Source organism: Halalkalibacter sp. HAAS-P014 (assembly GCF_056619965.1).
This window is the reverse complement of sequence record NZ_JBWQTV010000016.1, coordinates 31,753-55,864: the sequence shown is the minus strand read 5'-3', so window position 1 is coordinate 55,864 and position 24,112 is coordinate 31,753. Positions and strand designations below refer to the sequence as shown.

The following is a 24,112-nucleotide window of genomic DNA, read 5'->3' as shown; positions in this document are numbered from 1 at the left end:
GAGGTGTTCCATAAGGGGCACCTCTTTTAATTTAATAAATCGTCTTTAGAGGAAATGAGGCTAATTTTTATTAGTATTTGTAGAAACACAAAGGTAGGAGCATATTTTACTAGGGATAGGGACAAGAATCGCTGCAAACCTCCGTTAAGTCTCATAGATTATAAGAGCTTAAGCAAAGGAGGTTTGAAAGAGATGTTTGGTTTACAAATGGTACAAATGGTAAGAACCTATTCGCATAAGTTAGATAAGCCACTACGTGATAAGGTTTTGCATTTCTATAAACCTTTTAAGTGGACACCATGTTTTTTGCATAAGCCATTTGAGGCGATACTAAAAAAGACACGAAAAATGAGGGTGATTATTGAGGTTGAGGAAGGGTACTTCAAAGAGAGCTCTCTTGATATGAACAGTGTATTTAATAAGCACATGGGCTGTAGAATGCGAAATGAATTCTCAAGTATTTCTTGCTGTAGTGCTGATCTTACCCCTGCTGCTTTGGAAGAGTTGTTGGTTTCATGTCCTCGGATAAAAAGGATTTCATTGGATCGCGAGGTACATGCATTACTTGATACAGCTGTTACAGCAGCGAATGCAAGAAGCGTGGTAAGAAATGAGATTGAATTGACGGGAAGAGGCGTTACAGTTGCGATTATTGATACAGGGATTTATCCTCACCATGACCTCGCTGATAGATTGATTGGTTTTGTTGATTTTATTAATCAAAGAACGGATCCTTACGATGACAATGGTCATGGCACCCACTGTGCGGGAGACGCTGTTGGAAATGGAGTTTCCTCTTCAGGTCAATATCGAGGACCGGCTCCTGAAGCAAATGTTATTGGTGTCAAGGTCCTCGATAAGTTAGGATCTGGCTCTCTAGAGACGGTCATGCAAGGGATACAATGGTGTATCCATTATAATGATACCAATCCGGATCAACCGATTCATATTATGAATCTCTCGTTAGGTGCTTCGGCACTTGGTTATGAGAATGAAAGGGATGATCCTATGGTTCGAATGGTTGAGCAGGCGTGGCAGAGTGGTATTGTTGTTTGTGTCGCTGCTGGAAATGAGGGGCCTGAACCACAAACGATAGCGAGTCCTGGAGTTAGTCAACAAGTGATTACGGTAGGTGCATTGGATGATAACAATACTCCAGACCGTAGTGATGATGACGTAGCAAGTTTTTCGAGCAGAGGGCCGACAATATATGGTGTAGAAAAACCCGACTTATTGTCTCCTGGTGTAAACATTGTTTCATTACGTTCACCTAAATCATATTTAGATAAGTTAATGAAAGGAAGTAGAGTTGACTCAGACTATTTAATTTTATCAGGTACTTCGATGGCTACGCCTATTTGTGCAGGAATCATAGCACTTATGTTAGAACAACATCCTGAGCTATCACCAACTGAAGTGAAAGAGCGTTTGCGTAATGGGACTGACCTATGGACAGAAAGAGATCCAAATATTTATGGAACCGGATATATTAACGCTGATAACTCAATTTAGTTCAGTAAAGTGGGGTCTGACCCTTACCCCTAGGGGGTAAGGGTCAGACCCCATAGCTTGTTTTCTAGCAAATATATATATACAAAGGTTCGAATGTTTTGTATAATTATGTCGACATAAAAATATATAAGTAATTTAGGTGCTAGTGCTGTCTTAATGTTTTTTGAAGATGGTACTCGCTTAATAGGGAAGTTGGTGAAAAGCCAACGCGGTCCCGCCACTGTAAATGGGAGCAACCTATAAATGTCACTGTCTATAGATGGGAAGGCATAGGAAGCTATGATCATGAGCCAGGAAACCTGCCTATTTTATACCACCATTTTCTACGAGGATAGATGGGTGTTAAGACGGTTATGATGTTATAGCATTTCCTCTTAACTTTTTTCTAACTCTCCTCTATAGGGGTTTTTTTTATGGCGAAATTTTATGAAAAATTAAGGGAGAGAGAGAATGAACCGATTTATTAATTTACATATGCGATTTCTGTTAGTATTTGTTTTGATCTTAACAGGGATTTCAACTAAGACGTTAGCAAGTACTGCGAATAGTGAAACGATCACAGTTGTAGATGAGGATGAAGTATTACTAGATACTGCTGATTTTACGTTTGATGAAGGAGATACAGCATTTGATGTCCTAGTAAATACAATTGGAGAAGAGAATGTGCAATTTACCGATGATCCCTCTATGGGGAAAATGATTACTGGGATTAAAGGGTTAGAAGCCGAGGGAACATTTTTTTGGGCTTTCTTCATTAATGGTATTAGTGCACCGGTAGGATCTGATAGTTATGTCGTTCAAGAAGAGGATCACTTAACTTATAATTATCTTGATTGGGAAGTAGAATTACCGATGGCTTCAATTGAAGTAATTGGAAATGAAGGAACGATAGTAGAACCAATTAGTACTTCCTATATTGATGAAGCAAATGCTTTTGATTTATTAAAGGTAATAGTAGAAAATATTGATTTTGAAATGAATGAACAATGGGGTCCTATGATTCAAGGTATTGGTGGGTTAAAGGCTGATGATTCAAATTACTGGGCTTTTCATGTGAACGGGGAACCGGCCTCTGTCGGAGTTGGTGATTATCAGCTTGAAAATGGAGATGAAATATCTTTTATTTATGAATCATTAGATGACGTAACGCCTGAAGAAACTGATAAAGAAGATGTGATAAGCTCTCGACATGATGAATTGAAGGTGTACATTGATTTGGCAGTACAATATGTACTAAACAATCAAATTGGTGAATGGGAGGCTGTCGCATTAAAGCAAGCAGGTGAATCAATTCCTGTAAGTTACTTAGAGGATGTAAAAATGGTTACAGAAGAGACAAATGGAACATTTCCAAATAGTACAGATTATCAGCGTTATACTTTAGGCATTTTAGCAGCTGGAGGAGACCCAACAAACTTTGAAGGGCATAACTTTGTAGAAAAAATCTATAATGGAGATGTTGCAGAACAAGGGTTAAATGGCGTTATTTATGGGCTTATAGCATTAGATAGTGCGCAATTTGAGGTCCCGCAAAATGCAGAGTGGACAAGACAAAGATTAGTTGACCATTTAATTGAAAACCAAAATGAAGATGGTGGCTGGGCATGGAATAAAAGTTCGACAAGTGACACCGATACAACAGCCATGGTATTAACGGCATTAGCTCCTTATGTAGTAGGTGGTGAAGTTATTTCCGAATATAATGTCAACGTAGATGGTTTGGATAACTTCGTACAAAAGGGCGTCGATTATCTAATAGAACAAGCCTCATCAATTGACAATAGTTCAACGGCAGCACAAGTAATTATTGCATTATCTTCTTTAGAGATAGATGCTAATAACGCCCCTTTTACTACTGATGATGTCGGTCTAGTGGATTTCCTGTTAAACTTTCAAATTGAAGACGGTGGTTTTGCTTGGCAGCTAGAAGAGTCAAGTGATCTCTTTACTACGGGACAGGCGTTACAGGGAATGGTTGCTTATCAACTATTCCTTAATGATGAGGGAGCATTTTATAATTTAGATGTTCCTGCTGATACAGAGACAAATAATAGTAGCTTAAATCTGATTATTTATAGCATAGTTATTGTTATTTTAATAATAGGTGTAGCAATCTATATTAAAACGAGACGACAGGCTATGTAAAAAATCAATTGAGAATATAGATGAGTTGACTCTCTTGTATCGAACAGGGGAGTTTCCTTTTTAAGGAGGATAAAATGAAGAATACCAGAGGAAATTACATAGCTCTAGTCATTTTAATGGTTCTCACTATTAGCTTGATCGGTTGTGAATATAAAGAGTCAAATGAAAATGATGGGCTAAGAAATGATTCAGAAATCAAGCAAGTAACCATAAATGTAATGGGACCAAGCGATGTTGGATTACTTATTGATCAAACAAAGGTAACGATTAAAGATGATGATACTGTATTGGATGTATTGATGAAAGAAGCTAATAATAGTGATATTTACGTTGATTATAGAGGGCGAGGAGCAACAGCGTATGTAGCTGGAATTGATAACGTATATGAGTTTGATTATGGACCAAATAGTGGTTGGGTTGCAAAAGTAAATGGATCTGAAATATCAAGAAGTGTAGGTGCGTTGACAGTAAAAGATGGCGATCAGATTGAATGGCAGTACACAGAAGATTATACGGGGAATTAAGCAATGGTTCATCGTTTTCAGGATTACCATCCATTTGTTACTTTTTTTTATTATATTGGTGCTATGTTCCTAATTATGATGATGCAGCATCCAATTAGTTTGAGTTTTGCTTTTATCGTGATTATCGTGATCCATTGTGTTCAAGATCGCTGCAGGACACTTAAGAACTGGCTTTTTTTAATAGTATCAAGTGGATTGTTTATACTTGTATTAACCCCTCTTTTTAATGAAAGAGGTCGATTTGTTCTATTTGAGATATTGGGTAATCGGTTTACCCTTGAGGCAATCATCTATGGTGCCATGACTGCACTAACAATCATGAGTATTATTGCTTTATTTGTCTCTTACAATGAAGTAATGACACCGAATAAACTTCTGTTTTTATTTTCTAAATTTTTACCACAGTTCGCAATGTTATTAATGCTAACATTACGCTTTATTCCATTAATGAAAAGACGCTTAGATCAAATCTCTGCTATACAGCAAAGCAAAGGCATTTCTATTACCCAAGGTAAGTGGCGAGAGAAAACTAAAAACGGTTTGCTGTACGTGCAAGTATTGCTTACCTATTCTCTCGAAGAAGCTATTCAAACAGCCGATTCAATGAAAGCAAGAGGGTATGGTCAAAGAAATCGTAGTACATATGATCACTATTATCTTAAGAGTACAGATAAATGGTTGTTTGCACTTCAACTTGGAGTCATTTGTTTTGTAGTTCTCGGACGTCTCCTGGGTTTAGGTCAACTTACGATTTATCCAGTAATGGATTCAATCTGGATGTCTCCGATTGAAATTACTATTTTGGGGGCATTTTTATTATTTTTGTCTATTCCACTAATTGTTGAAGGGGGAGGATATATTAAATGGCATATATTGAATGCAAAAATGTAATGTTTACGTATCCAGAAGCTTCTGTCCCTGCGCTTTCCCGACTTTCTTTAAAAGTGGAAAAAGGACAATTTGTCGTGCTTTTCGGGTCATCGGGGTGTGGGAAAAGTACGCTTTTACGCTTATTAAAAAATGAAATAAAACCACATGGCGAGCTAACAGGAGAGATTCTATTTCAAGAAAGGTCCATGAAAGAAATAACAGAAACAACAGGAGAAATTGGTTTTGTCTTTCAAGATCCAGAAAATCAAGTAGTCGCAGAAGAAGTGCTCCATGAGCTTGTTTTCGGTCTGGAGAATTTCGGTCTAGAGACAACTGAGATGCGAAATCGAGTCGCAGAAATCGTCCACTTTTTTGGAGCTGAAGCGATCCTTAATCGGAAAATTCATGAGCTTTCTGGAGGACAGAAGCAGCAATTAAACCTTGCATCAGTGTTGTTAATGCAACCAAGTGTATTATTGCTTGATGAACCTACAGCGCAATTAGATCCAGTTAGTGCAAGAGAGTTTCTTGATATGATCGTACGTCTAAATGAAGAGTTTGGAATGACTATCATTATGGCTGAACACCGTCTTGAGGAGGCTGTAGCCGTTGCTGACAAACTAATTATGATGGAGAATGGGAAAGTTATTGAAGAGGGCTCACCGAAACAAGTTATGAAATCAATTTGGAACTCACCTAATAAACGATATGTTCCATCGATACCGTCTCTTTTCCTAACAATAAACGATGAGCAGTCTTTAGAATTACCGTTAACTGTTAAAGAAGGAAGGAAACATTTTATAGAGAAGGAATTTATCTTAACAGATAATAATGATCAACATGAAAATAGTCGGGCTTCTAGTGAACTCATCCGTGTAAAAGAACTCTTTTTTCAATATGGAAAAGAAAGCTCGGTTATCTTAAAGGAATTAAATTTTTCATTGCAAAAAGGTGAAATCTACGCTCTGCTTGGTGGAAATGGGTCAGGGAAGTCAACTTTGCTCAAGCTGCTTTGTGGGATAGTGAAACCACAAAAAGGGAAGATTCATGTTCAAGGTAAACTTTTGAAATCATGGAGTAAGAAAGAACTTGCGCAAAAAGTTGGATACTTGCCCCAAAACCCTAAATTGTTTTTTATAGAAGATACAATTGGGAAAGAACTTTATAAAACAATGGAATTGTGGGGTATTAAAAATGAGAAGGACGTTTCCAAACTATTAGATAAGCTAGGTATTACTCATCTATTAGACAAGCATCCATATGATCTTAGTGGAGGAGAATTGCAAAAAGCAGCACTAGCTTGTTTGCTAATAAGAAAACCTCAAATTTTAATACTAGATGAACCGACAAAAGGGTTAGATCCAGTTTCAAAAGAACAATTAGCGATAATTATAACGAAGCTACAGCAAGAAGGTATGACAATATTGATGACAACTCACGATGTAGAGTTTTCAGGAAAATATGCAAGTAAATGTGGGATGATGTTTCAAGGGAATATTACATCTGAGGCAGAGCCAAAATTGTTTTTTAAAGGAAATTTCTTTTATACAACAATGATTCAACGGTTGTTTAGAGGTTCCTCAAATAATATTATCACGTTTGAGGAGGCAGTTTCAGCGTGCAAGCCTCCAATAGAATAAAAATAATTATCCTAGTTTCTCTTTTGGTACTCCTCACGTTCTTTACCGTTTGGTTGGTTGATTATTATTTATGGATAAGTTTTGGATTAGTTTTTGTAGCGATTCTCCTTTTTCTTGTTCGATTCGAGAATAAATCAATTGAAGCGCGTGAAATTGTACTTTTAGCAGTGCTAGCTGCGATAGCTGCCGTTAGCCGTATCCCTTTTGCGAGTATTCCCAGTGTACAACCGACAACATTTGTGATCATGATGGCCGGTTTTGTTTTTGGTGCTGAAAGTGGGTTAATTGTGGGCGTGGTTGCTGCCCTTTCATCCAATATGATTTTAGGTCAAGGACCTTGGACACCATGGCATATGATTGCTTGGGGATTAGTCGGTTTCTCAGCAGGTTTTTTAAGAGATCGTCCTTTTATGAATAAGACGTGGGGGAAAGTGCTCTTTGCAATCGTTTGGGGATTCTTATTCGGTTGGATAATGAATTTGTGGGGGTTACTGGCCTTAGGAGGACAAGAGGGGTTGCTTGATATAACACTATTGATCTCTTACTTTGTAGGGAGTGCATTATTTGATTCCATGCATGCTATTTCCAATGTACTCTTTCTGTTAATGTTTGGAGGAGTATGGATGAAGATCTTGACTAGATTTAAAAAGAAGTACGGTTTGTTGGAATGAATTTTTGTTGTTCCCTTAGTAAAACTTAATCTAAACGCCCTATAAAAAGACTTAGCAGGTATTTGCTAAGTCTTTTTATCAAATAAATAGTAGAATCACTAACCAAAATAAAACAGGCAATTTATCACAATCATTCCAGCGAGAAATAGAAATACTGCAAAAGTCCAATTCCACCTTAGTCCGACTGTCAAACTTGACCGGCTTACCAAACTTCCCACCATTAAATTAAAGGCATTAAGAGGGCTTAACACTGTTGAGACAGCCCAAGATAAAATCAATAGAAAAGCTAATAATTCAGGTGGTACAATTGCGATTATTGGCTGAAATTGAACTGCTAAAATTGGTACTGCAATTAATTGGTGTACACCAATGCTAGATAAAAGTACAACTAACAAAATAATAACACCACTAAATAGGATAAAAGAATAGTTAATCATAAGTATAAAAATATTAGATAATGCTTCAGCAATCGCTGTATGCGAAAAAGCCCCACCAAAAAGCCCCGCTCCGATAAATAAAACTATCTCATTATTCATCGAATTTGTTAATTTGTACTTATAGGCTCCCCATTCTCCCTGAATGAGATCTATTTTTCTTAGTGCGAAAAGAAGATAGGTAAGGAAAAAAACGATGGATGATAAGCTAATAATATTTGTTATACGCCAACCAGTCCACTTTTCTAAAAGCATAATACTAATGATGAGAAAAAAAATGATCAGTACAAAGCCAACTAATCGAGATTTATCTAATTTTGATTTTTTATCGAAGGGATCAACATCTGAGCTAGTTGTAAAGATTGTAGAAAGTTTGGTTCTTTTAAGCCAAATGTAGAATAAAAGGTTGGCAGATAGAAACGTAAAAAGTCCAAAACTAAAGCCTAATAACAAATAATCCCCAATTTGTATTGGGAAATAATGAAGTGCAAGGATAACGGAAGCAAAATAAGGCGACCAAAAAATAATGGCACAAAATCCATAAAGATATACTTTTGTAAGCACAATTTTTCGAATTGCTAAATCTTCGATCATTTCATGAAGGAATCGAATTGTCCCTAAATTTAAGACAGGGCCTGCAATAAATATAAAGGACGTCATAGCTGTAAATACGGACATGTTTTTTTGTTTGTTTTTCCGAATAAATAATTTTACGGTGTCAAAGATGCCCTCGACTTTAAAAGGAATAGATAGTAAAGGAATAAGAAACAAAAGTGTCAGTATTGGGATATTAAGTGTAATATGATCAATCATCATTGTAAAAGAATGTTGATCAATTAGGACGATTGCAACCCCCAATAACGTGAGAGTGATTACAACAATCCGGGTCGTTTTTAGAACTTGAGTGATTGCATATAAAAATAGCATGATTGAAAAGAGAGCAATGGTTCCACTTATCAAATTATTTTGGACGAATCCATTTATAATCGTCAGTAAACAGATAAGCAGAATCAATGTAAAAAGCGACTTTTTTAATGTGGTAATAAGGTAATTCATCTGAAAAATCTCCTTTGGTTAAACAGAAAAGAGAAGAGAGTGACTCTCTTTGTTAAAGTCACCCTCTAAGTTTTTTATACATTTACATTAGGCTCAAACGGCATCGTTTTATTCTTACGCCCTTTTAGATAATTATAGATTAGAGGTATAGAGAAAAGAATGATCCCAATAACGTCTGTCCATAAGCTTGAATAGATTAACGCAAAAGCGGAAGCGAAGCATAATAAGCGCTCAAACACAGAAGTGTGCGTAAATGCCCAGCCACTGATTGAGATCGAAAGGGCGATAATCCCAATAATCGCTGTTAAGAATGAATAGATTGTCAGTGCTATATTGCTTTCTTGTCCAAGTAATACAGGATTAAAGACAAACATATATGGAACAATGTAACCAGCTATTCCTATTTTCCAGGACAGAATTCCTGTTTTCATTGCATTCCCACCAGAAATTCCACTTGCTGCATAAGACGCTATTGCAACTGGTGGAGTAATAAAGGAAAGGATGGCAAAATAGAAAATAAAAAAGTGAGCAGCAACTAGTGGTACACCTAATTGAACTAACGCTGGAGCTCCAAGGACAGCTGTAACAATATAGGCTGCAGTTGTTGGCAAGCCCATTCCTAAAATTAAGCATGCAATCATCGTAAAGAATAAAGCTAAAAGCACATTCCCACCGGCAAAGCTAATAACCAATTGTGAAAAAAGAACTCCAACCCCTGTGTAACTTAGAATTCCAATTAATATCCCTGCTGTAGCACATGCCGCCGTAACTGGAACGATCATTTTCACGCCATCACTAAACGCAATTAAAATTTCCTTTAGTGGGAAACGACGTTCCTTAATGAGACGTACAAGGAAAAAGATAATAACCGTAACACAAATCGTAAAAAGAGCAGAACGCATTGCTGATAATTGTAAGAACATCATGAACCAAATAAGCGCAAGCAATGGAATAACAAAATACCATTCTTTACCTAAAAATGTTCTTAATTTAGGGATTTGATCTTTCGGTAAAGGTTTTAAGTCTAATTTCCTCGCTTCAAGATAAAGAGTAGAGGATAACGAAAAGTAAAAAAGAATTGCCGGGATTAAGGCGGCAAGGACGATCGATGCATAAGGAACACCCATGACATCAGCCATAACAAACGCGGCAGCTCCCATTACAGGGGGCATAATTTGTCCACCAGTAGATGCTACAGCTTCTACTGCACCAGCATAAGTTTTGCTGTATCCTGTCTTTTTCATTAATGGAATCGTAAAGTTCCCTGTAGTTACTACATTACTGACAGCACTACCTGATATAGATCCCATTATTGAGCTACCTAGAATGGAAGTTTGGGCAGGACCTCCACGAATTCTCCCGGTTAATGAGTGAGCCAGTTTAATGAAAAATTCTCCAGCACCTAACTGGTTTAACAAAGACCCAAACATAATGAATAAGATGATAAACGTCGCTGCTACAGCAATGGGAAGACCAAAAATACCTTCAGTTGTCCATACTAAAAAGCTGGAGAAACCGTAAACATCCATCCCGGCATGTTTAAACGCTCCCGGGAAATATTGACCAAAAAAGGCATAGACAATAAAAAAGCAAGCAACCCAGAATATGCCCCATCCAACTGTTTTCCTAGTGATTTCAAGAAGTAAGACGATAAAGAAAATTCCTAACCAAATTTCTATATCAGTTGGCCCAAGTATACCTCTTTGTGAAATAGATGTCGGGGATAAACCAAGTAAGAAATAAATAACAGCAACGAGTGTAACAAAAAACAATACTCCGTTAAGAAGCTTTCCTTTAAATCCTTTAATTGCATAAGGGAACATAAGAATTGCTAGCAGTAAAACGCCTCCTACGTGTATCCCTCTTTGTAACATTGGGGTTAATAGTCCAAAGACTGCTGTATAAATGTGAAAGCCAGCTAGTAGTAAAGCTAATATAAATATTACTCTTTCTCGCCATCGTACCTTCAATGTAATTCCTCCTTCTAGTTTTTATGAAATGAACTTTATCTTTCTCCTAAATAAAAAGAGAGCTCTTCCTTCTACAACTTCTAGTGTTAAATCATTACTAGGAAAGAGCTCCTTTCACTTTTTTTAAAGAAGAAATTACTTGTAAATGAACGTTTATAGATGACTTCTATGAATTTGTTTTTAAAACGCTTAGAATTATTCAATGGTTGCCGAGTTTAATATAATCGGATGTTCATATGATCTGTCTTTATCTGGATAATCTAGTCTTTGAAAACTACCACGGCTTTCCTTTCGCTTAAGTGAAAGTCTAATATGAGCCTCTGCTGTAAGTAGCATGTTTTCTGTTTTGGCAAATGGTACTCGTGACTCAAGTGGTAACTCAATCACCTTGTAGTCTGCTAACAAGCCTTTAAGTTGAACAACAGTATGTAAAGCTTTCTCTAAGCGAGTTTGATCTTTTGTTATGAGAATTTTATCCATAGTTGCACGTGAATTTTCTCTAATATCTCTAAGTTTTTCTAAAGAGATATGATCATCTGTAATATTTGTTTCAGGTGTTATGACAGATTGAGGAGTTCGGGTGTTTTTAGCATATGCTGCAGCTTGCTCTCCAGCGATATTTCCAAAAACTAATCCATCCATGACACCGGTTCCCATTAGTCGCTCAGCACCTTGAAAACCAGCCGTAGCTTCACCAGCAGCATATAAACCTGGGACTGAGGATGCTGAGTTTTGATCGATTAAGATGCCACCCATCATTTGATGACAGCCAATACTTACTTCAATGATGTCTTTACTAAGGTCAACACCTTGCTGTAATAATTTATCATAACTATTAGGGACTCTCTCTTTAATTTCATCAATAATATGACGGCCGTCCCAAAAAACCCCATTATCCTCTGTAGCTTTTCCTTCTAAAATTTGCTTCTCAATCCATTTGCAGACTTGAAGGAGTAAATAGCCTTGTTTCTCTGATTCTGCCATTGAATCAGTCTCAGGTGGTAGTTGTGGTTGAAACACTTCATTTTTGGTGTTAAAGAAGATTCCTTGCGTTGAGATCCTGCTCACTAGATAGAAGCCGTGAATTGGCTTTATCATTAATGGCAAATAATGGATAAACTCCAGATTTGAAATGTCAGCACCTAACTTCGCTGCAAAACCTGTTCCGTCCCCTGTAGCACCAATCGGGTTTGTACTAAGAGAATACATTTGTCCAGCACCACCACTGGCGATAATCAAGCTTCGAAAGTGAATGTCAATGTCTTGTAATTCTCGCTGATTATCTTGATAGGAATTCTTCTTAATTGCTTTTGCCAAAGAAGGAAAAGAGTTCTTTGCAATGTAATACATGGAAGCGTTTTCTATGATTTTAACACCCTTTTCTAAAGCAATTTCTTTCATCCTAAGCAGTAAATCCACCCCAAATTCACCATTAGCCTTTAGAATTCTAGGTTTTCGATGACTTGGCAACATGTACGATTTTTCAGCAAATGTCATTCCGATTTCTTTAAGGTATTGAAGTTGTGAAGGTGTACTTTCAACAAAGCGATCAATTAGTTCTGATTTTGGAATGCGATGTCCAAAATCAAGTAAATCTTGTTTATAATCTTCTCGGTCTTCTTCAGAAATCATAACGCCTATAGCTGTAAATTCTACTAATTTATCAAGAAAAGCAGTCGCACTTCCTCCTCCAATTTTGCTATTAGAAAGCAGGCAAACTTCGACTCCTTTTTCTTTAGCAGATATGGCTGCTCGCAGGCCAGCACAGCCTCCCCCAATGACTAAAACATCTGTGGTTAGTTGTTGCAAATATTATCACTCCATTTCTTGTTGTTATCCAAAAAACTCCAAAAAACCTAATTCTAGAATAGTAATGAAGAGAGAAGAAGTCAACATATTATTCCTCTAATTTAAAATTTTCAGAATTACGTTGATTTTTTAGATTTGCTCTACTATAATTCAAGAAACAGAGTACGCTTATAAATTTTCACTAGAGTTAATAACTCGTTAGTATACCTTTTGTAAACGTTTTCTGTGAGTACATATTATAAATTTATAAGGGGGAGAAAGATGAAAAAGTTTTATTCTATGATAGTAGTATGTATGTTGCTACTATTAGCGGCATGCGGTGGTTCTGAAACAGGTAATGAAGTAGAAGAACCAACTGGCGATGATGGAGTTCAAGAAGAGCAAGGAAGTGAAAGTTCGGAGGCGGTTGGGCCTAAATCGTTCTCAATTGCAACAGCTGGAACAGGAGGAGCTTTGTATCCTATGGGGGTCGGAATGGGACAAACGATCTCTAATCACACAGGTTATACAGTAAATGGCCAAGCAACAGAAGGGTCAGTTGCTAATATTCGAGAGCTTATGAATGAGCGTGTAGCATGGGCTATTTCTCAAAATGAAGTTGCATTTTTTGCTTATAATGGACTAGATGAGTATGAGGGACTTGAATACAAAGAAATACGTTCTTTATTTGGAACAGTTTCTGGTTGGGTTCAAATTTTTGTTAATGCAGATAGTGATGTAGAGAAAATTGAAGACTTTGAAGGGAAACGTATAGGTGTAGGTGCCCCAGGAAGTGGAGGAGAGACTACTTCACGTCGTGTGTTAGAATATCATGGATTAACATTTGATGATATTCAAGCTGAATTTATTTCTGATAATGAAATGGTAGAAGCTTTACGTGATGGCACAATTGATGGATTTATTAGTACACATCCTCTTAATTCTGCTCCTATAAGGGATCTTTTAAGTTCAACAGATGTACGGATGATTGGTGTAGAAGATGATGGGTTTTATGAAGAATATCCTTATTACACTAAAGCTGAGGTAGAAGATAGTATTTATGAAGGAGTAGATTCTGTAAATACAGCTACTAGTAGAGTATATATGTACACAAACTATGATACGTTTTCGGATGATGAAATTTACGAGCTAGTTTCTACAATATTTGAAAATCGTGATGAATGGAAAGATGTTCATGCATCTATGGATGAAATTACACTAGATACAGCAACAGAAGGAGCAGTACTTCCGTTCCATCCAGGAGCAATTAAATATTTTGAAGAAAAAGGCTATGAAATTCCAGAAGAGTTTCGACCATAATTTTCAAAAGATGAAGGGTGACTTTAGAAAGTGATTTCTTAAGAGTCACTCTTTTTCTATTAATATAGAGGATAGGTGATGGAAATGTTATTTGGTCAAAATTGTTATACGAACTTTTTACCGTTTTATTATTTTTTAGAGTCTTCGAAAATCGAAGGAGAAGCAATTAAACTAGTAAAAGATGTACCGGCAGTTTTAAATCATTCATTAGCAGATGGTCGGTTACATGCATCAGCCATTTCTGCGTTTGCTTATGCACGTGATCATAGGGAACTAACGATATTTCCACAATTATCGGTATCTGCGACTGAGTATGTTGATTCAATCTTCTTGTTTAGTAGTGTTCCGATTCATGAGTTAAATGGTGAAACAATTGCCTTAACGAAAAGCTCAGCTACTTCAATTGCTTTGTTAAAAATACTTATGAAACGGCACTTCCAATTTGAAAATAAGTATGTGAAGCTCACACCGAACGTTAGTGAGATGCTGAAAGAATATCCAGCTGCAATGGTAATTGGTGATGATGCGATAAAGGAGAAAGATAAAGCTAGCAAGGACATTTATATATATGATTTATGCTCGATATGGTTTGAAATGACAGGCCTTCCAATGACATTTGGTTTATTTGCAGTCCGAAATGATTACTTAGAACAGAACCTAGAACAAGTACAGAAACTGTGGGCTACTTTAATAGATAGCAAAGTAAAAAGCGAACAAACAAACTACAAGCCGATGATAGCAGATATTCGTAGCAAACTTGGAGGGGAGCTATCCTTCTGGGAACATTATTTTGAGCATCTAACGTTTGATTTTACTGAGAAAGAAAAAGAGGGCTTGCAATTATTTTATGATATTTCCTATGATGAGGGGTTAATTGATTCAAGACCAACTCTTTCATTTTTACCTATACCTTAAGAAATTTTATAATAAGTGTATGATTTCCATTTAATTTAGAAAGACTCCAATAAAAGGCTCTTTGTTTTTTTGCTATTGGTTCATAATCTAAGTTCAAAGGAGACATACCAATGTCAGTAAAAAAAGGAGCTGAATATAAAATTTCTAAGACGATCCAAGGAAATTTTAATTCAGCAGAAACGCTTATAATCATTAGAAAATCTGGAAACAGTGTACAATTTACCCTTGCTGGAGGAAAGGGGCATGGTTGCATGCCTTTAGAGCATATGCAACTTCTTGAAAAAAGAAATGAGTTAACGCTAATAAGGAATAAACGAACTATGTTACATAATGATGATGAAGAGCAAATTGGGTGAGGATAGTTCAGTAGATAGGGTGATGGAGAATCACCCTATTTTTTTGTTTTGATACACATTCACTAATTCGATTTGGTAAACTAGAATAAAAATAAGCAATGTGGAGGAGAAAATGAAATTACCAAAAACAAACGTAATAAAATTAATTGCTATTGATATGGATGGTACTCTCTTAAATGATCACCATGAAATTGCAATAGAAAATCGGAAAGCTATTAAGGAAGCTGAGGAAAAAGGAGTTCATGTTGTTATTAGTACTGGACGTACAAGAATATCGTGTGATGATCTAGTCGACTCTCTTTCTTTAAGTTCTTTTTTAATCACTGTAAATGGTAGTGAAATTTGGGATCGAGATCGGAAATTAGTTGAAAGACGGTTACTTAATACGGACTATATTAAACATATGTGGCAATTGAAGCAAGAACACGATACAGTGTGCTGGGCAGCTTCTGTAGGGAATATATGGAAGGAGCAGTTCCCTGAGGATTTCACTGAGCATGAATGGTTAAAATTTGGCTTTGATATAAAGGATGATCAAGTGAGGTCGATTATTCTAGAAGAATTAACAAAAAACCCCGCATTGGAAATTAGCAATTCAAGTCCGACTAATCTTGAAATTAACGCAGCTGGTGTCAATAAAGCGAATGCAATAAAAACAGTATGTGAAAAAATTGGTGGAATTAAGATGGAAAATGTTCTTGCAATTGGAGATAGTTTAAATGATCTAGCAATGATCAAAGAAGCAGGGGTTGGAGTAGCGATGGGAAATGCACAACCAATTGTCAAAGAAGCAGCTGATTGGGTGACTACATCAAATGTTGAGCACGGTGTAGCCAAGGCTATACGGAAATGGGCATTGTAAAGATATACGGATTAATATGAAAGAAAAGGGATATGTTAGCAAGCATACCCCTTTTTGATTAATTTAATTAAGGACTTTAACGTTTACTTCTTGTCTACCCCACTTAATGGCATCTTGTTGGTTCGGTATAAAAAGGTCAATTTTATTCCCTTTAATAGCACCACCAGTATCACCAGCAATAGCATGGCCATATCCTTCAACATATACTTCTGAGCCTAATGGAATAACCGAAGGGTCAACAGATATTACTTTTTTATCTGGATTATCTTTTAGGTTTATTCCGGTTGCAGTAATTCCAGAACAGCCATTACATGAAGCAGTATAGGCTGTAGCAGTCATTGTTAGTTCTTGTGCGACGTTGTCGTTGCTACTCGAATCTGCAGTTGTCTGTTCTATTTTTGTCTCTGGTTGTTGCTGTTCTTTCTTGTTAGTCTGCTTTTTCGGTTCTTCCTGTTTCTCTGCATGAGTGGCCGTAGTTGGTTGAGACTTCTCATCACTCACACCACTCATGTTAATGTTTAATGTATGGCCGGTAATAATTAGACTTGGATCTTCAATTTCATTCCATTCTTGCAACATTTTTGGCGTAGTATGGTCAAATTTTGCTGCAATAGAAGTAAGAGTGTCTCCTTCTTTTATAGTGTACTTTTCGATTTTTTCTGGTTTGGCGATCTGCAGAAGATCTCCTGGCCTAATTAAATTACTAGAAAGATTATTCCATTCTTTTAAATCTTCTAGTACGACATTATTGTTAGTGGCAATTGACCATAGTGTATCTCCTTTTTCAACGGTGACTTCTTCAGCAGAAGCACTCATTCCAAAGCTTAATGTACCTACAATAGTGGCTGCTGTTACTAATGAAACGATGTTCTTTTTCATATATTTGACCTCCAAAATTCATTATGTAACTTTCTGAAGTGATTCTATCATGTGGGAGCTAGTAGACAAAGAACAAGCGAGTAACAATTTTATTACAGATGTAACAAAGGTATGGGAAACTATGTATAAGGGTGAAATTTTGGTAAGTTTCAATGTGATAGAGTATAACTTGCACTGAATGTAGTAAGCTACAAAGTTTGATCTCCTTTTTTCTTTCGTGTGATAAAATAAATTGGCCTGTTAGAGGGAGGACACTAAAATGGAACAAGTGAAAATTTTAATCGTAGAGGATGAACTAAATATTGCTCGCGTTGTTCAACTTGAACTCGAGCATGAAGGGTAAAACGAGGCTGTGTATGAGTGCATAGCCTTATTTTCTGTTCATTAAAAATTGAAAATCATATAGATTTTTAGAAGGAATTTAAGAAAGTATAGAGAAGAATATATATATTGTATAGAGTAGTGTATGACATATGCTTTAACAAAAATTGCATAGATTGAATATAAAATAAGTAAGAATGTGCTAAGGAGGAGGGTAAGCAATGGATTATCTAATGTTTTGTGATCATTGTGGAATGCCCAAGCCAATTGTAGAGCACATCATGAGGGAGTACTTTTGGATTGCAAACCATGTGTATTGTAACAACTGTGGTAAGCCTAATAAAATTCCAAAACATTTGCAAGATATATCTCTGGAAATGCATAAAGATCGATACGGTAGAACTGATTGATCACGGTAACTTCAAATTAAATACGTTGTTTGTAGTTCCTCATGTAGGACATGCACCTACGGCAGCAGTGGGTACAAAATTGAACATGGCCAATTTTTGGTCATGTTTTTTTAATGGTAATAGATTTTCCTAGAGAATTTTTTCGGTTTTCTTTACGATAGTAGTAGTTAAGAAAGGACGGTGCTTATATTTTGAAATTATTCCATACAGCGGATTGGCATCTTGGCAAACTTGTACAAGGTGTGTATATGACAGAAGATCAGCGATACGTATTGGAGCAATTTATCCAAGCTGTAGAAGAGGGAAGGCCAGATGCTGTGATTATTGCAGGAGATATATATGATCGCGCAATTCCACCAACAGAAGCAATTGATTTATTAGATGAAGTGTTAGAAACGTTAGTGATTAAATTGAATACCCCCGTTTTGGCGATTGCTGGAAATCATGATGGTCCAGAACGGTTAGATTTTGGTAATAAGATAATGAAATCAACAGGTTTTCATATAATTGGTTCCTTTAAAAATCGTTTTGATCCAGTTATCTTGAAAGATCGACATGGAGACGTTCACTTTCATTTAGTTCCATTTGCTGAACCGAGTAAAGTACGATATGAGTTACAAAATGATTCAATACGTACACATGATGAAGCATGGAAAGAAATTGTTAAACAAATCACTGAGACGATGGATAAAGAAGCTCGACATGTTCTAATTGGGCATGCTTTTGTCACACAAGGTGGGGAACCGAAAGAGAATACGAGTGAATCAGAACGCCCACTGGCAATAGGTGGTGCAGAACACGTTAACGCTAAACACTTTGCTCCATTTCATTACACGGCTCTTGGCCATCTGCATCAAGCACATCATGTAGGTAATGAAAAAGTTCGATATTCAGGCTCTTTATTAAAATATTCTATTTCAGAGGAACGCCATAAGAAAGGGTTCTATATAGTTGAGTTAGATCAAGATGGACAAGTTAGTGTGGAAAAGAGATTGCTAGAACCTAGAAGAAATATTCGAACCGTCGAAGGAATAATTGAAGAGATTGAAAAGCATGAACGCGATGAAGATTATGTGTTTATTAAATTGTTAGATGATCTCCCTGTTCTTCACCCAATGGAGCGCGTTCGCACTGTTTATCCAAATGCGATACATGTAGAACGTAAGTCTTCTAAAACGAATTCAGGTGAAGCAATTTCTACAAGTAGCAGGTTGAAAATGGACGAACTGTCTCTTTTTAAAGCCTTTTATAAAGAAGTTAAAGACGAAGATACAACAGAAGAAACTGAAGCTGTATTTCAGGAAGTGCTACAAGCGACGTTGAAAAAGGAAGGTGAACGTTCTTGAAACCATTAAAAATAACGATTAGTGCCTTCGGCCCTTATAAAAGCTCTGAGGTCATAGATTTCAATCAGTTACAAGGGCACCGTCTTTTTGTTGTGTCTGGTAAGACGGGAGCAGGAAAGACTTCTATTTTTGATGCGATATGTTATGCCTTGTATGGAGACGCGAGTGGAGAAGACCGGAATGATTCTAGAATGTTACGAAGTCAGTTTGCTAGTGATGATCTTCATACTACTGTTGATTTTGAATTTGAATTAAAGGGCAGAGTGTACCGGGTTCTTCGCCAGATGGCTCATATAAAAGGAACGAATAAAACTGCAACAGGAGACAAATATGAGCTCTATGAAAAAGTTGATGGGGGAGAGAAGCTTTTAGTCGATCGGCCGACTGTTGGCAACGTTAATCAAAAAATCTTAGAAATAATAGGCTTAACAAAGGATCAGTTCAGACAAATTGTGATGCTTCCACAAGGTGAGTTTCGTAAATTACTGACATCTGATACGGAAAATAAGGAAGAGATCCTACGTAAAATTTTTAAAACAGTTCATTTTAAACAAATGACAGAATGGTTGAATGAGAAACGGCTAGATGCTGAGGAGTTATATAAGAATGAAAAGAAAGAGCGTGATTTACATGTTAAGAACTTGGAGCAAAATATCCCAAAACGAAAAGACGCTCTTTTAGCACAAGTGTTTAATCAAGAATCATATAATACACACCAAGTATTAGGTGCGATAAAAGATGAAATCTATTTCTACCAAGAAGGAGTATCAAAGCAAAAAGAACAGCTTGAATTACAAAAGGAACAAGTTCAACAAAAAACGGCAAAGTATCATCAAGCTGCAGCATTGAATGAACGATTTGAACAATTAGAGAAGCTACTTATTGAGAAAGCCAATCTGGAAAGGCTTCTTCCAGATATTAAAAGTAAGGAAGAGAGGCTTGAGTTAGCAGAAAGAGCAAGCCAAATTGAAATTCGTGAAAACTATTATGCTGATTTTTCTAATGAAGTTAATAGACTCCAAAATCTATCTGAACAGGCAGTTAGCGAACTTAAATCGGTTGAACAAAATTTAATCGAAATCAGAACGGTGTATCAAGAACAAGAGAGAAAAAGCCAAGAGCGCGAGGAGGCTGTTCAAAATGTCAAGAGACTACAGGAATTTCAGCCAATTGTCAATGAGCTTGACACGAAAAGGCAAACGATTCTAGCGTTAAACGATGAAGTTGGTCAACTTGAGCGAAAGTCGGAATCGATACTCTTAAATCTTCAAGAGAAAAAAGAGAAAAAGGTATTAATTACTCAGGAAATTAAATCATTGGAAGGCAGTAGTAACAATATTCTCGATGCAAGTGAACAACTACAACATATAAAAGTAAAGATTAAGCTAGTTAAGGAGTTTATCACTTTAACAGATAAGCAAACTCATCTTACATCTAGAGTGTTTGAGACAGAAGAGGCATTTGCTATTGCTAAAGGTGAGTATGAGAAATTAGAGTTTTTATGGATAGAAGGACAAGCAAGTTTGTTAGCTCAGCACCTGCATAATGGAGAAGCGTGTCCTGTTTGTGGAAGTGAGCAGCATCCGGCTCCAGCGCTCTCAACTCATGAATTGCCTACAAAAGAGTTATTAGAGAAAAAGCGTTTAGAAAAAGAGAATGTGGGTGAGGCTTATCGAACAACACAAATAGAATTAAGTTCGATTAACTCACAACTTGTTGAAAAGCAAAAGGAATTAGTTACTTTAGGGGTTGATATAGATCTTGTAGAAGAACGTCTTAAGGAACTATTGCAAAAAGAAGTACAATTAATAGAGGAATTAGATAATATCAGAAACCAACAGACAATGCTCCTAGAATTAAAGAAACAGCTAGAGCAAACAGAAATGACGATTGAGAAACTTGAAGATGAAAAAAGTAAATATGAACACTTATTAAGTGAGAAACGCTCAACTTTTCAAACAGAAGAAGCATTGCTTGAACAAAAGTTGAAAGTAATTCCTGATAATTTACAATCTATTATCACTCTAAATGAGGAAATAAAAAATGCAAAAAGCTATAAAAATGAATTAGAACAAGTGTGGGCCAATGTACAGGAGCAATTGAATGTTGCAAAAGAACGTAAGATTACTGCTGAAATGAATGTGAAAAATAGTCAACGGCAAGTACAAGAAACTTTGGAGAAGAAAGAAAAAGCATTTGTTTCCTATCAAAAAGCTCTATCAGAGGCAGGCTTTGATACAGAAGAAGAATATAAGAAAGTAATATATTCACAAAAAGAACGCGAAGCTTTAAAAGAGGAAATAAATGCGTTTAAAACAAATTTATCGTCATCACATAAACAAATTAAAGATCTTGAAAGAGAGCTTGAAGGAAAAAAAACTATTAACCTTCTTATTGTAGAAGAGGAACTTAAACAACTCGAATTGAGTCTCGAATTAGTACGAAACTCATTAACTGAAGTAGAAAGTCACTTATATACGTTAGAAAAAGCCTACGTGAAGATTGAAACGACTCATAAGCAAGTCAAGGAAGAGGAAGAAAATTATTATCTCTATAAAGATCTATATGATGTTGTAAGAGGAGATAATTCGAGAAAAATGTCGTTTGAACGTTACCTTCAGATTGAGTTTTTAGAACAGATTGTTCAAGCTGCAAATGAACGGTTAAAACGTTTATCAAATGGACAATTTCAATTAGTTAGAAGTGAACGTTTGGAAAAAAGAGGGAAACAAAGTGGGCTAAGTTTAGATGTATACGACCATTATACGGGACATAATCGTGATGTGAAAACATTATCTGGTGGTGAAAAGTTTAATGCGTCTTTAAGTCTTGCACTTGGAATGGCCGATGTCATTCAATCCCATCAAGGTGGAGTCTCAATAGAAACAATGTTCATTGATGAAGGGTTTGGTTCTTTAGATGAAGAATCGCTTAACAAAGCCATAGATACATTAATTGATCTACAACAATCAGGTCGAATTATTGGTGTCATCTCACATGTTCAAGAACTAAAGCAAGCAATCCCCGCTATTCTAGATGTGAGAAAAACTAGAGAAGGGCATAGTGAAACGTCGTTTATAATTAAGTAATTATCCAGCAATTACATTTTTGAAAAGAATTGACGTATCAGCTCGATTGCCTCATCATAAAGAAAATGAAATTGAATAAGTCCCTAAAGGGGAGTAGCTTTAACAGCAAAGTCGTCATGACAGAGTGAAAACTTTCGGCTTTGTTGGCGATGAAAGTTGTTAGCAAGACCTTTATTTATCTTAATAGGTAAAGGTCTTTCCTTGTTGAACCTTTACCAAATATTGGTGGAGGTTTTTTTTATACAAGGAGGTCCTTAAAAATGAATAACTTCGATAAAGTAGTTGCTTTAGTAAATGGCGTTGAGGTTGTATCCAATAAAGAGAACGAGTTAGTAAGCGTAAAGAATATACCTGTAGGGTTAGATTGTATAGGAGTTGGAACAGACGCAGCAGTATTTCAGCCTATACTAGCGCCTACATTAGCTTTTAAAGTTTATAGTAATGACAAGCTTGAGAAATTAAATGATGAAAAACTAGTGTACAAAAAATTAAGTACATCACCTTTTTTTCCTCGTTATTACGGAGAAGGAATTAATTTTATTGTAATAAGTTTCGTTAAAGGAATAACTTTATATGAATGTTTGGTAAGAGGAATTCATATCCCAAAACAAGTGATTACTAATGTTGATCAAGCTAGAGAATATGCGTTAAGTAAAGGGTTAAATCCACGAGATATTCATTTGAAGAATATTTTACTCGATGAAGGTAGGGCGAAGTTAATTGATGTCTCGGAATATATGAAAGCAGGCAATGATTTAAGGTGGGAATACTTAAAAAAGGGGTATGCTGATTACTATCATTTAATCGATGGAAGAGCAATACCAATCCATCTTGTGGAAGCTGTGAGAAAAAGATACAATCAATAAATTTACGAAGGTTTTCAATTTTATGAGTTTGTTCAAAGAATAAGTAGGTGGCTTAGGGTGGGGGCATAATTTTCTTAATAAAGGGGCTGTCTCAAAAGGTCAAAAACCAACCTTTTGAAAGGCAATGGCACGCTCGTCACACGCCAGTTATAAGAAACCCACTCATAACAGGCTTAAAATGATTGCGACGGCTTAGCTCATTGCTTCAGGGCTGTCTCAAAAGGTCAAAAACCAACCTTTTGAGACAGCCCCTTCATTTGTTAGGGAAAACTAAGTTGCAATTGGTAACTCAATTAGTTGTTTACGCAAATCTTCATCACGCTTAATTTGATAATGTTCAACATGCTTATTTTTATCTACATATATATTAAAGTCTACTTCATTGCCAACAAAATATACTTTTTCTCCGTGTTCGTTAACTAATTGGAATGCTTGTAAGCAATGAGTTGGGTTGCTTTCGGAAGGTAGTTTATACCTGCAAAGTCCACTGTTAGGAACGTGTTGGTAACCAAGACTCATAAAGTAGTTTAAAATATTATCAATGATAGGGTCATGAACCCTAAATTCGTGGTCTTCTACAGGGTGATTGAAATAACTAATATCTAGCTCAGTCTGAATGTGAACTTTCTGTTCTCTAAATGTGATAGGAGTATAGTAAGGTAAAGTAAATGAAAATGGTATAACTTTTTCTTCATGAGGTTTAATGGAAATAGGTTCGGTAATTTTTATTTCAAGAATAGGCTCAGTAATTTCGCGAAACTCAGTCATATCGTCGTTATCTTTATGAAACTCTGTATCGATATGAATATAAATCTCTGAAATGGTCTCTTCAACCCTTCCCCCAAAAATATGAACTTCCCCTTTTACTTCTTTCCCACGTTCAATTAATTGATTAAACAGTACTGTGTTTACTTTTGCAGTGCCAATACCAATTGATGAAAATAATTTTTCAAACACTTTCATCTCCCCCTTAACTATATAAAATAGTATCCCTTATGCAAGCCAAACATATTACTTGTGTTTCTACCTCTATTATAAATCGTTTTGACAAATTTTTTAAGAAGATTTCTTCTTTTTATGAATATAATAAACCTTTGTGTTTTTGCATGAAATGTGCAATGTCTTCATAGATATCAAG

At 36.1% G+C, this 24,112-nt stretch carries 19 protein-coding genes and 1 riboswitch; of the genes, 14 read left to right on the top strand and 5 right to left on the bottom strand.

Annotated features, from left to right (window positions below; genetic code table 11):
- Window positions 1-192: 192 nt before the first annotated feature.
- The 6 genes from AC1FXZ_RS13025 to AC1FXZ_RS13000 all read left to right on the top strand — a co-directional run bounded on the left by AC1FXZ_RS13025 (window position 193) and on the right by AC1FXZ_RS13000 (window position 7,362).
- Window positions 193-1,512, top strand: coding sequence for a S8 family peptidase (locus AC1FXZ_RS13025; protein WP_480054295.1), 1,320 nt, complete (start codon window positions 193-195; stop codon window positions 1,510-1,512).
- Between the two features lie 120 nt (window positions 1,513-1,632).
- Window positions 1,633-1,833: riboswitch (cobalamin riboswitch) on the top strand.
- A gap of 129 nt (window positions 1,834-1,962) precedes the next feature.
- Complete coding sequence (locus tag AC1FXZ_RS13020) at window positions 1,963-3,657, top strand: DUF4430 domain-containing protein (RefSeq protein WP_480054293.1); 1,695 nt, start codon at window positions 1,963-1,965, stop codon at window positions 3,655-3,657.
- A 74-nt stretch (window positions 3,658-3,731) separates the two neighbouring features.
- The gene (locus AC1FXZ_RS13015; RefSeq protein WP_480054291.1) at window positions 3,732-4,181 is read left to right on the top strand and encodes a DUF4430 domain-containing protein; all 450 of its coding nucleotides are present in this window, start codon (window positions 3,732-3,734) and stop codon (window positions 4,179-4,181) included.
- 3 nt (window positions 4,182-4,184) lie between these two features.
- Entirely contained in the window at window positions 4,185-5,072 is an 888-nt protein-coding gene (locus AC1FXZ_RS13010) for an energy-coupling factor transporter transmembrane component T (RefSeq protein ID WP_480054289.1), read from the top strand.
- The gene (locus tag AC1FXZ_RS13005; protein ID WP_480054287.1) at window positions 5,045-6,691 is read left to right on the top strand and encodes an ABC transporter ATP-binding protein; all 1,647 of its coding nucleotides are present in this window, start codon (window positions 5,045-5,047) and stop codon (window positions 6,689-6,691) included. Before AC1FXZ_RS13010 ends, AC1FXZ_RS13005 begins: the two co-directional genes overlap by 28 nt.
- Window positions 6,670-7,362, top strand: coding sequence for an ECF transporter S component (locus AC1FXZ_RS13000; RefSeq protein ID WP_480054285.1), 693 nt, complete (start codon window positions 6,670-6,672; stop codon window positions 7,360-7,362). Before AC1FXZ_RS13005 ends, AC1FXZ_RS13000 begins: the two co-directional genes overlap by 22 nt.
- 98 nt (window positions 7,363-7,460) lie before the next feature.
- Here the strand turns inward: AC1FXZ_RS13000 and AC1FXZ_RS12995 are convergent, their stop codons facing one another.
- The 3 genes from AC1FXZ_RS12995 to AC1FXZ_RS12985 form a co-directional block, all read right to left on the bottom strand.
- Window positions 7,461-8,852, bottom strand: coding sequence for a hypothetical protein (locus AC1FXZ_RS12995; protein WP_480054283.1), 1,392 nt, complete (start codon window positions 8,850-8,852; stop codon window positions 7,461-7,463).
- Window positions 8,853-8,926: 74 nt separating this feature from the next.
- Window positions 8,927-10,822 carry a TRAP transporter permease gene (locus AC1FXZ_RS12990; RefSeq protein WP_480054281.1) on the bottom strand — a complete coding sequence of 632 codons (1,896 nt, stop codon included), beginning with the start codon at window positions 10,820-10,822 and terminating at the stop codon, window positions 8,927-8,929.
- Window positions 10,823-11,017: 195 nt separating this feature from the next.
- The gene (locus tag AC1FXZ_RS12985) at window positions 11,018-12,631 is read right to left on the bottom strand and encodes an FAD-binding protein (protein ID WP_480054280.1); all 1,614 of its coding nucleotides are present in this window, start codon (window positions 12,629-12,631) and stop codon (window positions 11,018-11,020) included.
- A gap of 261 nt (window positions 12,632-12,892) precedes the next feature.
- On the opposite strand from AC1FXZ_RS12985, the gene AC1FXZ_RS12980 reads away from it, so the two are divergent.
- The 4 genes from AC1FXZ_RS12980 (at window position 12,893) to AC1FXZ_RS12965 (ending at window position 16,063) form a co-directional block, all read left to right on the top strand.
- On the top strand, window positions 12,893-13,930 hold the full coding sequence (locus tag AC1FXZ_RS12980; RefSeq protein WP_480054278.1) for a TAXI family TRAP transporter solute-binding subunit: 1,038 nt from the start codon (window positions 12,893-12,895) through the stop codon (window positions 13,928-13,930).
- 78 nt (window positions 13,931-14,008) lie between these two features.
- Complete coding sequence (locus AC1FXZ_RS12975; protein ID WP_480054276.1) at window positions 14,009-14,845, top strand: menaquinone biosynthesis protein; 837 nt, start codon at window positions 14,009-14,011, stop codon at window positions 14,843-14,845.
- A 110-nt stretch (window positions 14,846-14,955) separates the two neighbouring features.
- Complete coding sequence (locus AC1FXZ_RS12970; protein ID WP_480054274.1) at window positions 14,956-15,201, top strand: hypothetical protein; 246 nt, start codon at window positions 14,956-14,958, stop codon at window positions 15,199-15,201.
- Window positions 15,202-15,313: 112 nt separating this feature from the next.
- On the top strand, window positions 15,314-16,063 hold the full coding sequence (locus tag AC1FXZ_RS12965) for a Cof-type HAD-IIB family hydrolase (RefSeq protein ID WP_480054272.1): 750 nt from the start codon (window positions 15,314-15,316) through the stop codon (window positions 16,061-16,063).
- Between the two features lie 63 nt (window positions 16,064-16,126).
- On the opposite strand, the gene AC1FXZ_RS12960 is transcribed toward AC1FXZ_RS12965, so the two are convergent.
- On the bottom strand, window positions 16,127-16,942 hold the full coding sequence (locus tag AC1FXZ_RS12960; protein WP_480054270.1) for a LysM peptidoglycan-binding domain-containing protein: 816 nt from the start codon (window positions 16,940-16,942) through the stop codon (window positions 16,127-16,129).
- A 542-nt stretch (window positions 16,943-17,484) separates the two neighbouring features.
- On the opposite strand from AC1FXZ_RS12960, the gene AC1FXZ_RS12955 reads away from it, so the two are divergent.
- The 4 genes from AC1FXZ_RS12955 (at window position 17,485) to AC1FXZ_RS12940 (ending at window position 22,974) form a co-directional block, all read left to right on the top strand.
- Window positions 17,485-17,673 carry a hypothetical protein gene (locus tag AC1FXZ_RS12955; RefSeq protein WP_480054268.1) on the top strand — a complete coding sequence of 63 codons (189 nt, stop codon included), beginning with the start codon at window positions 17,485-17,487 and terminating at the stop codon, window positions 17,671-17,673.
- A gap of 191 nt (window positions 17,674-17,864) precedes the next feature.
- Entirely contained in the window at window positions 17,865-19,019 is a 1,155-nt protein-coding gene (locus AC1FXZ_RS12950; protein ID WP_480054266.1) for an exonuclease SbcCD subunit D, read from the top strand.
- A complete protein-coding gene (locus AC1FXZ_RS12945; protein WP_480054264.1) occupies window positions 19,016-22,108 on the top strand; it encodes an AAA family ATPase in 3,093 nt (1,030 codons plus the stop codon). Before AC1FXZ_RS12950 ends, AC1FXZ_RS12945 begins: the two co-directional genes overlap by 4 nt.
- 260 nt (window positions 22,109-22,368) lie before the next feature.
- Complete coding sequence (locus AC1FXZ_RS12940) at window positions 22,369-22,974, top strand: serine/threonine protein kinase (protein WP_480054262.1); 606 nt, start codon at window positions 22,369-22,371, stop codon at window positions 22,972-22,974.
- A 270-nt stretch (window positions 22,975-23,244) separates the two neighbouring features.
- Here the strand turns inward: AC1FXZ_RS12940 and AC1FXZ_RS12935 are convergent, their stop codons facing one another.
- Window positions 23,245-23,931, bottom strand: a complete 687-nt coding sequence (locus AC1FXZ_RS12935) for a sporulation protein (protein ID WP_480054260.1) — start codon at window positions 23,929-23,931, stop codon at window positions 23,245-23,247.
- Window positions 23,932-24,112: the final 181 nt, after the last annotated feature.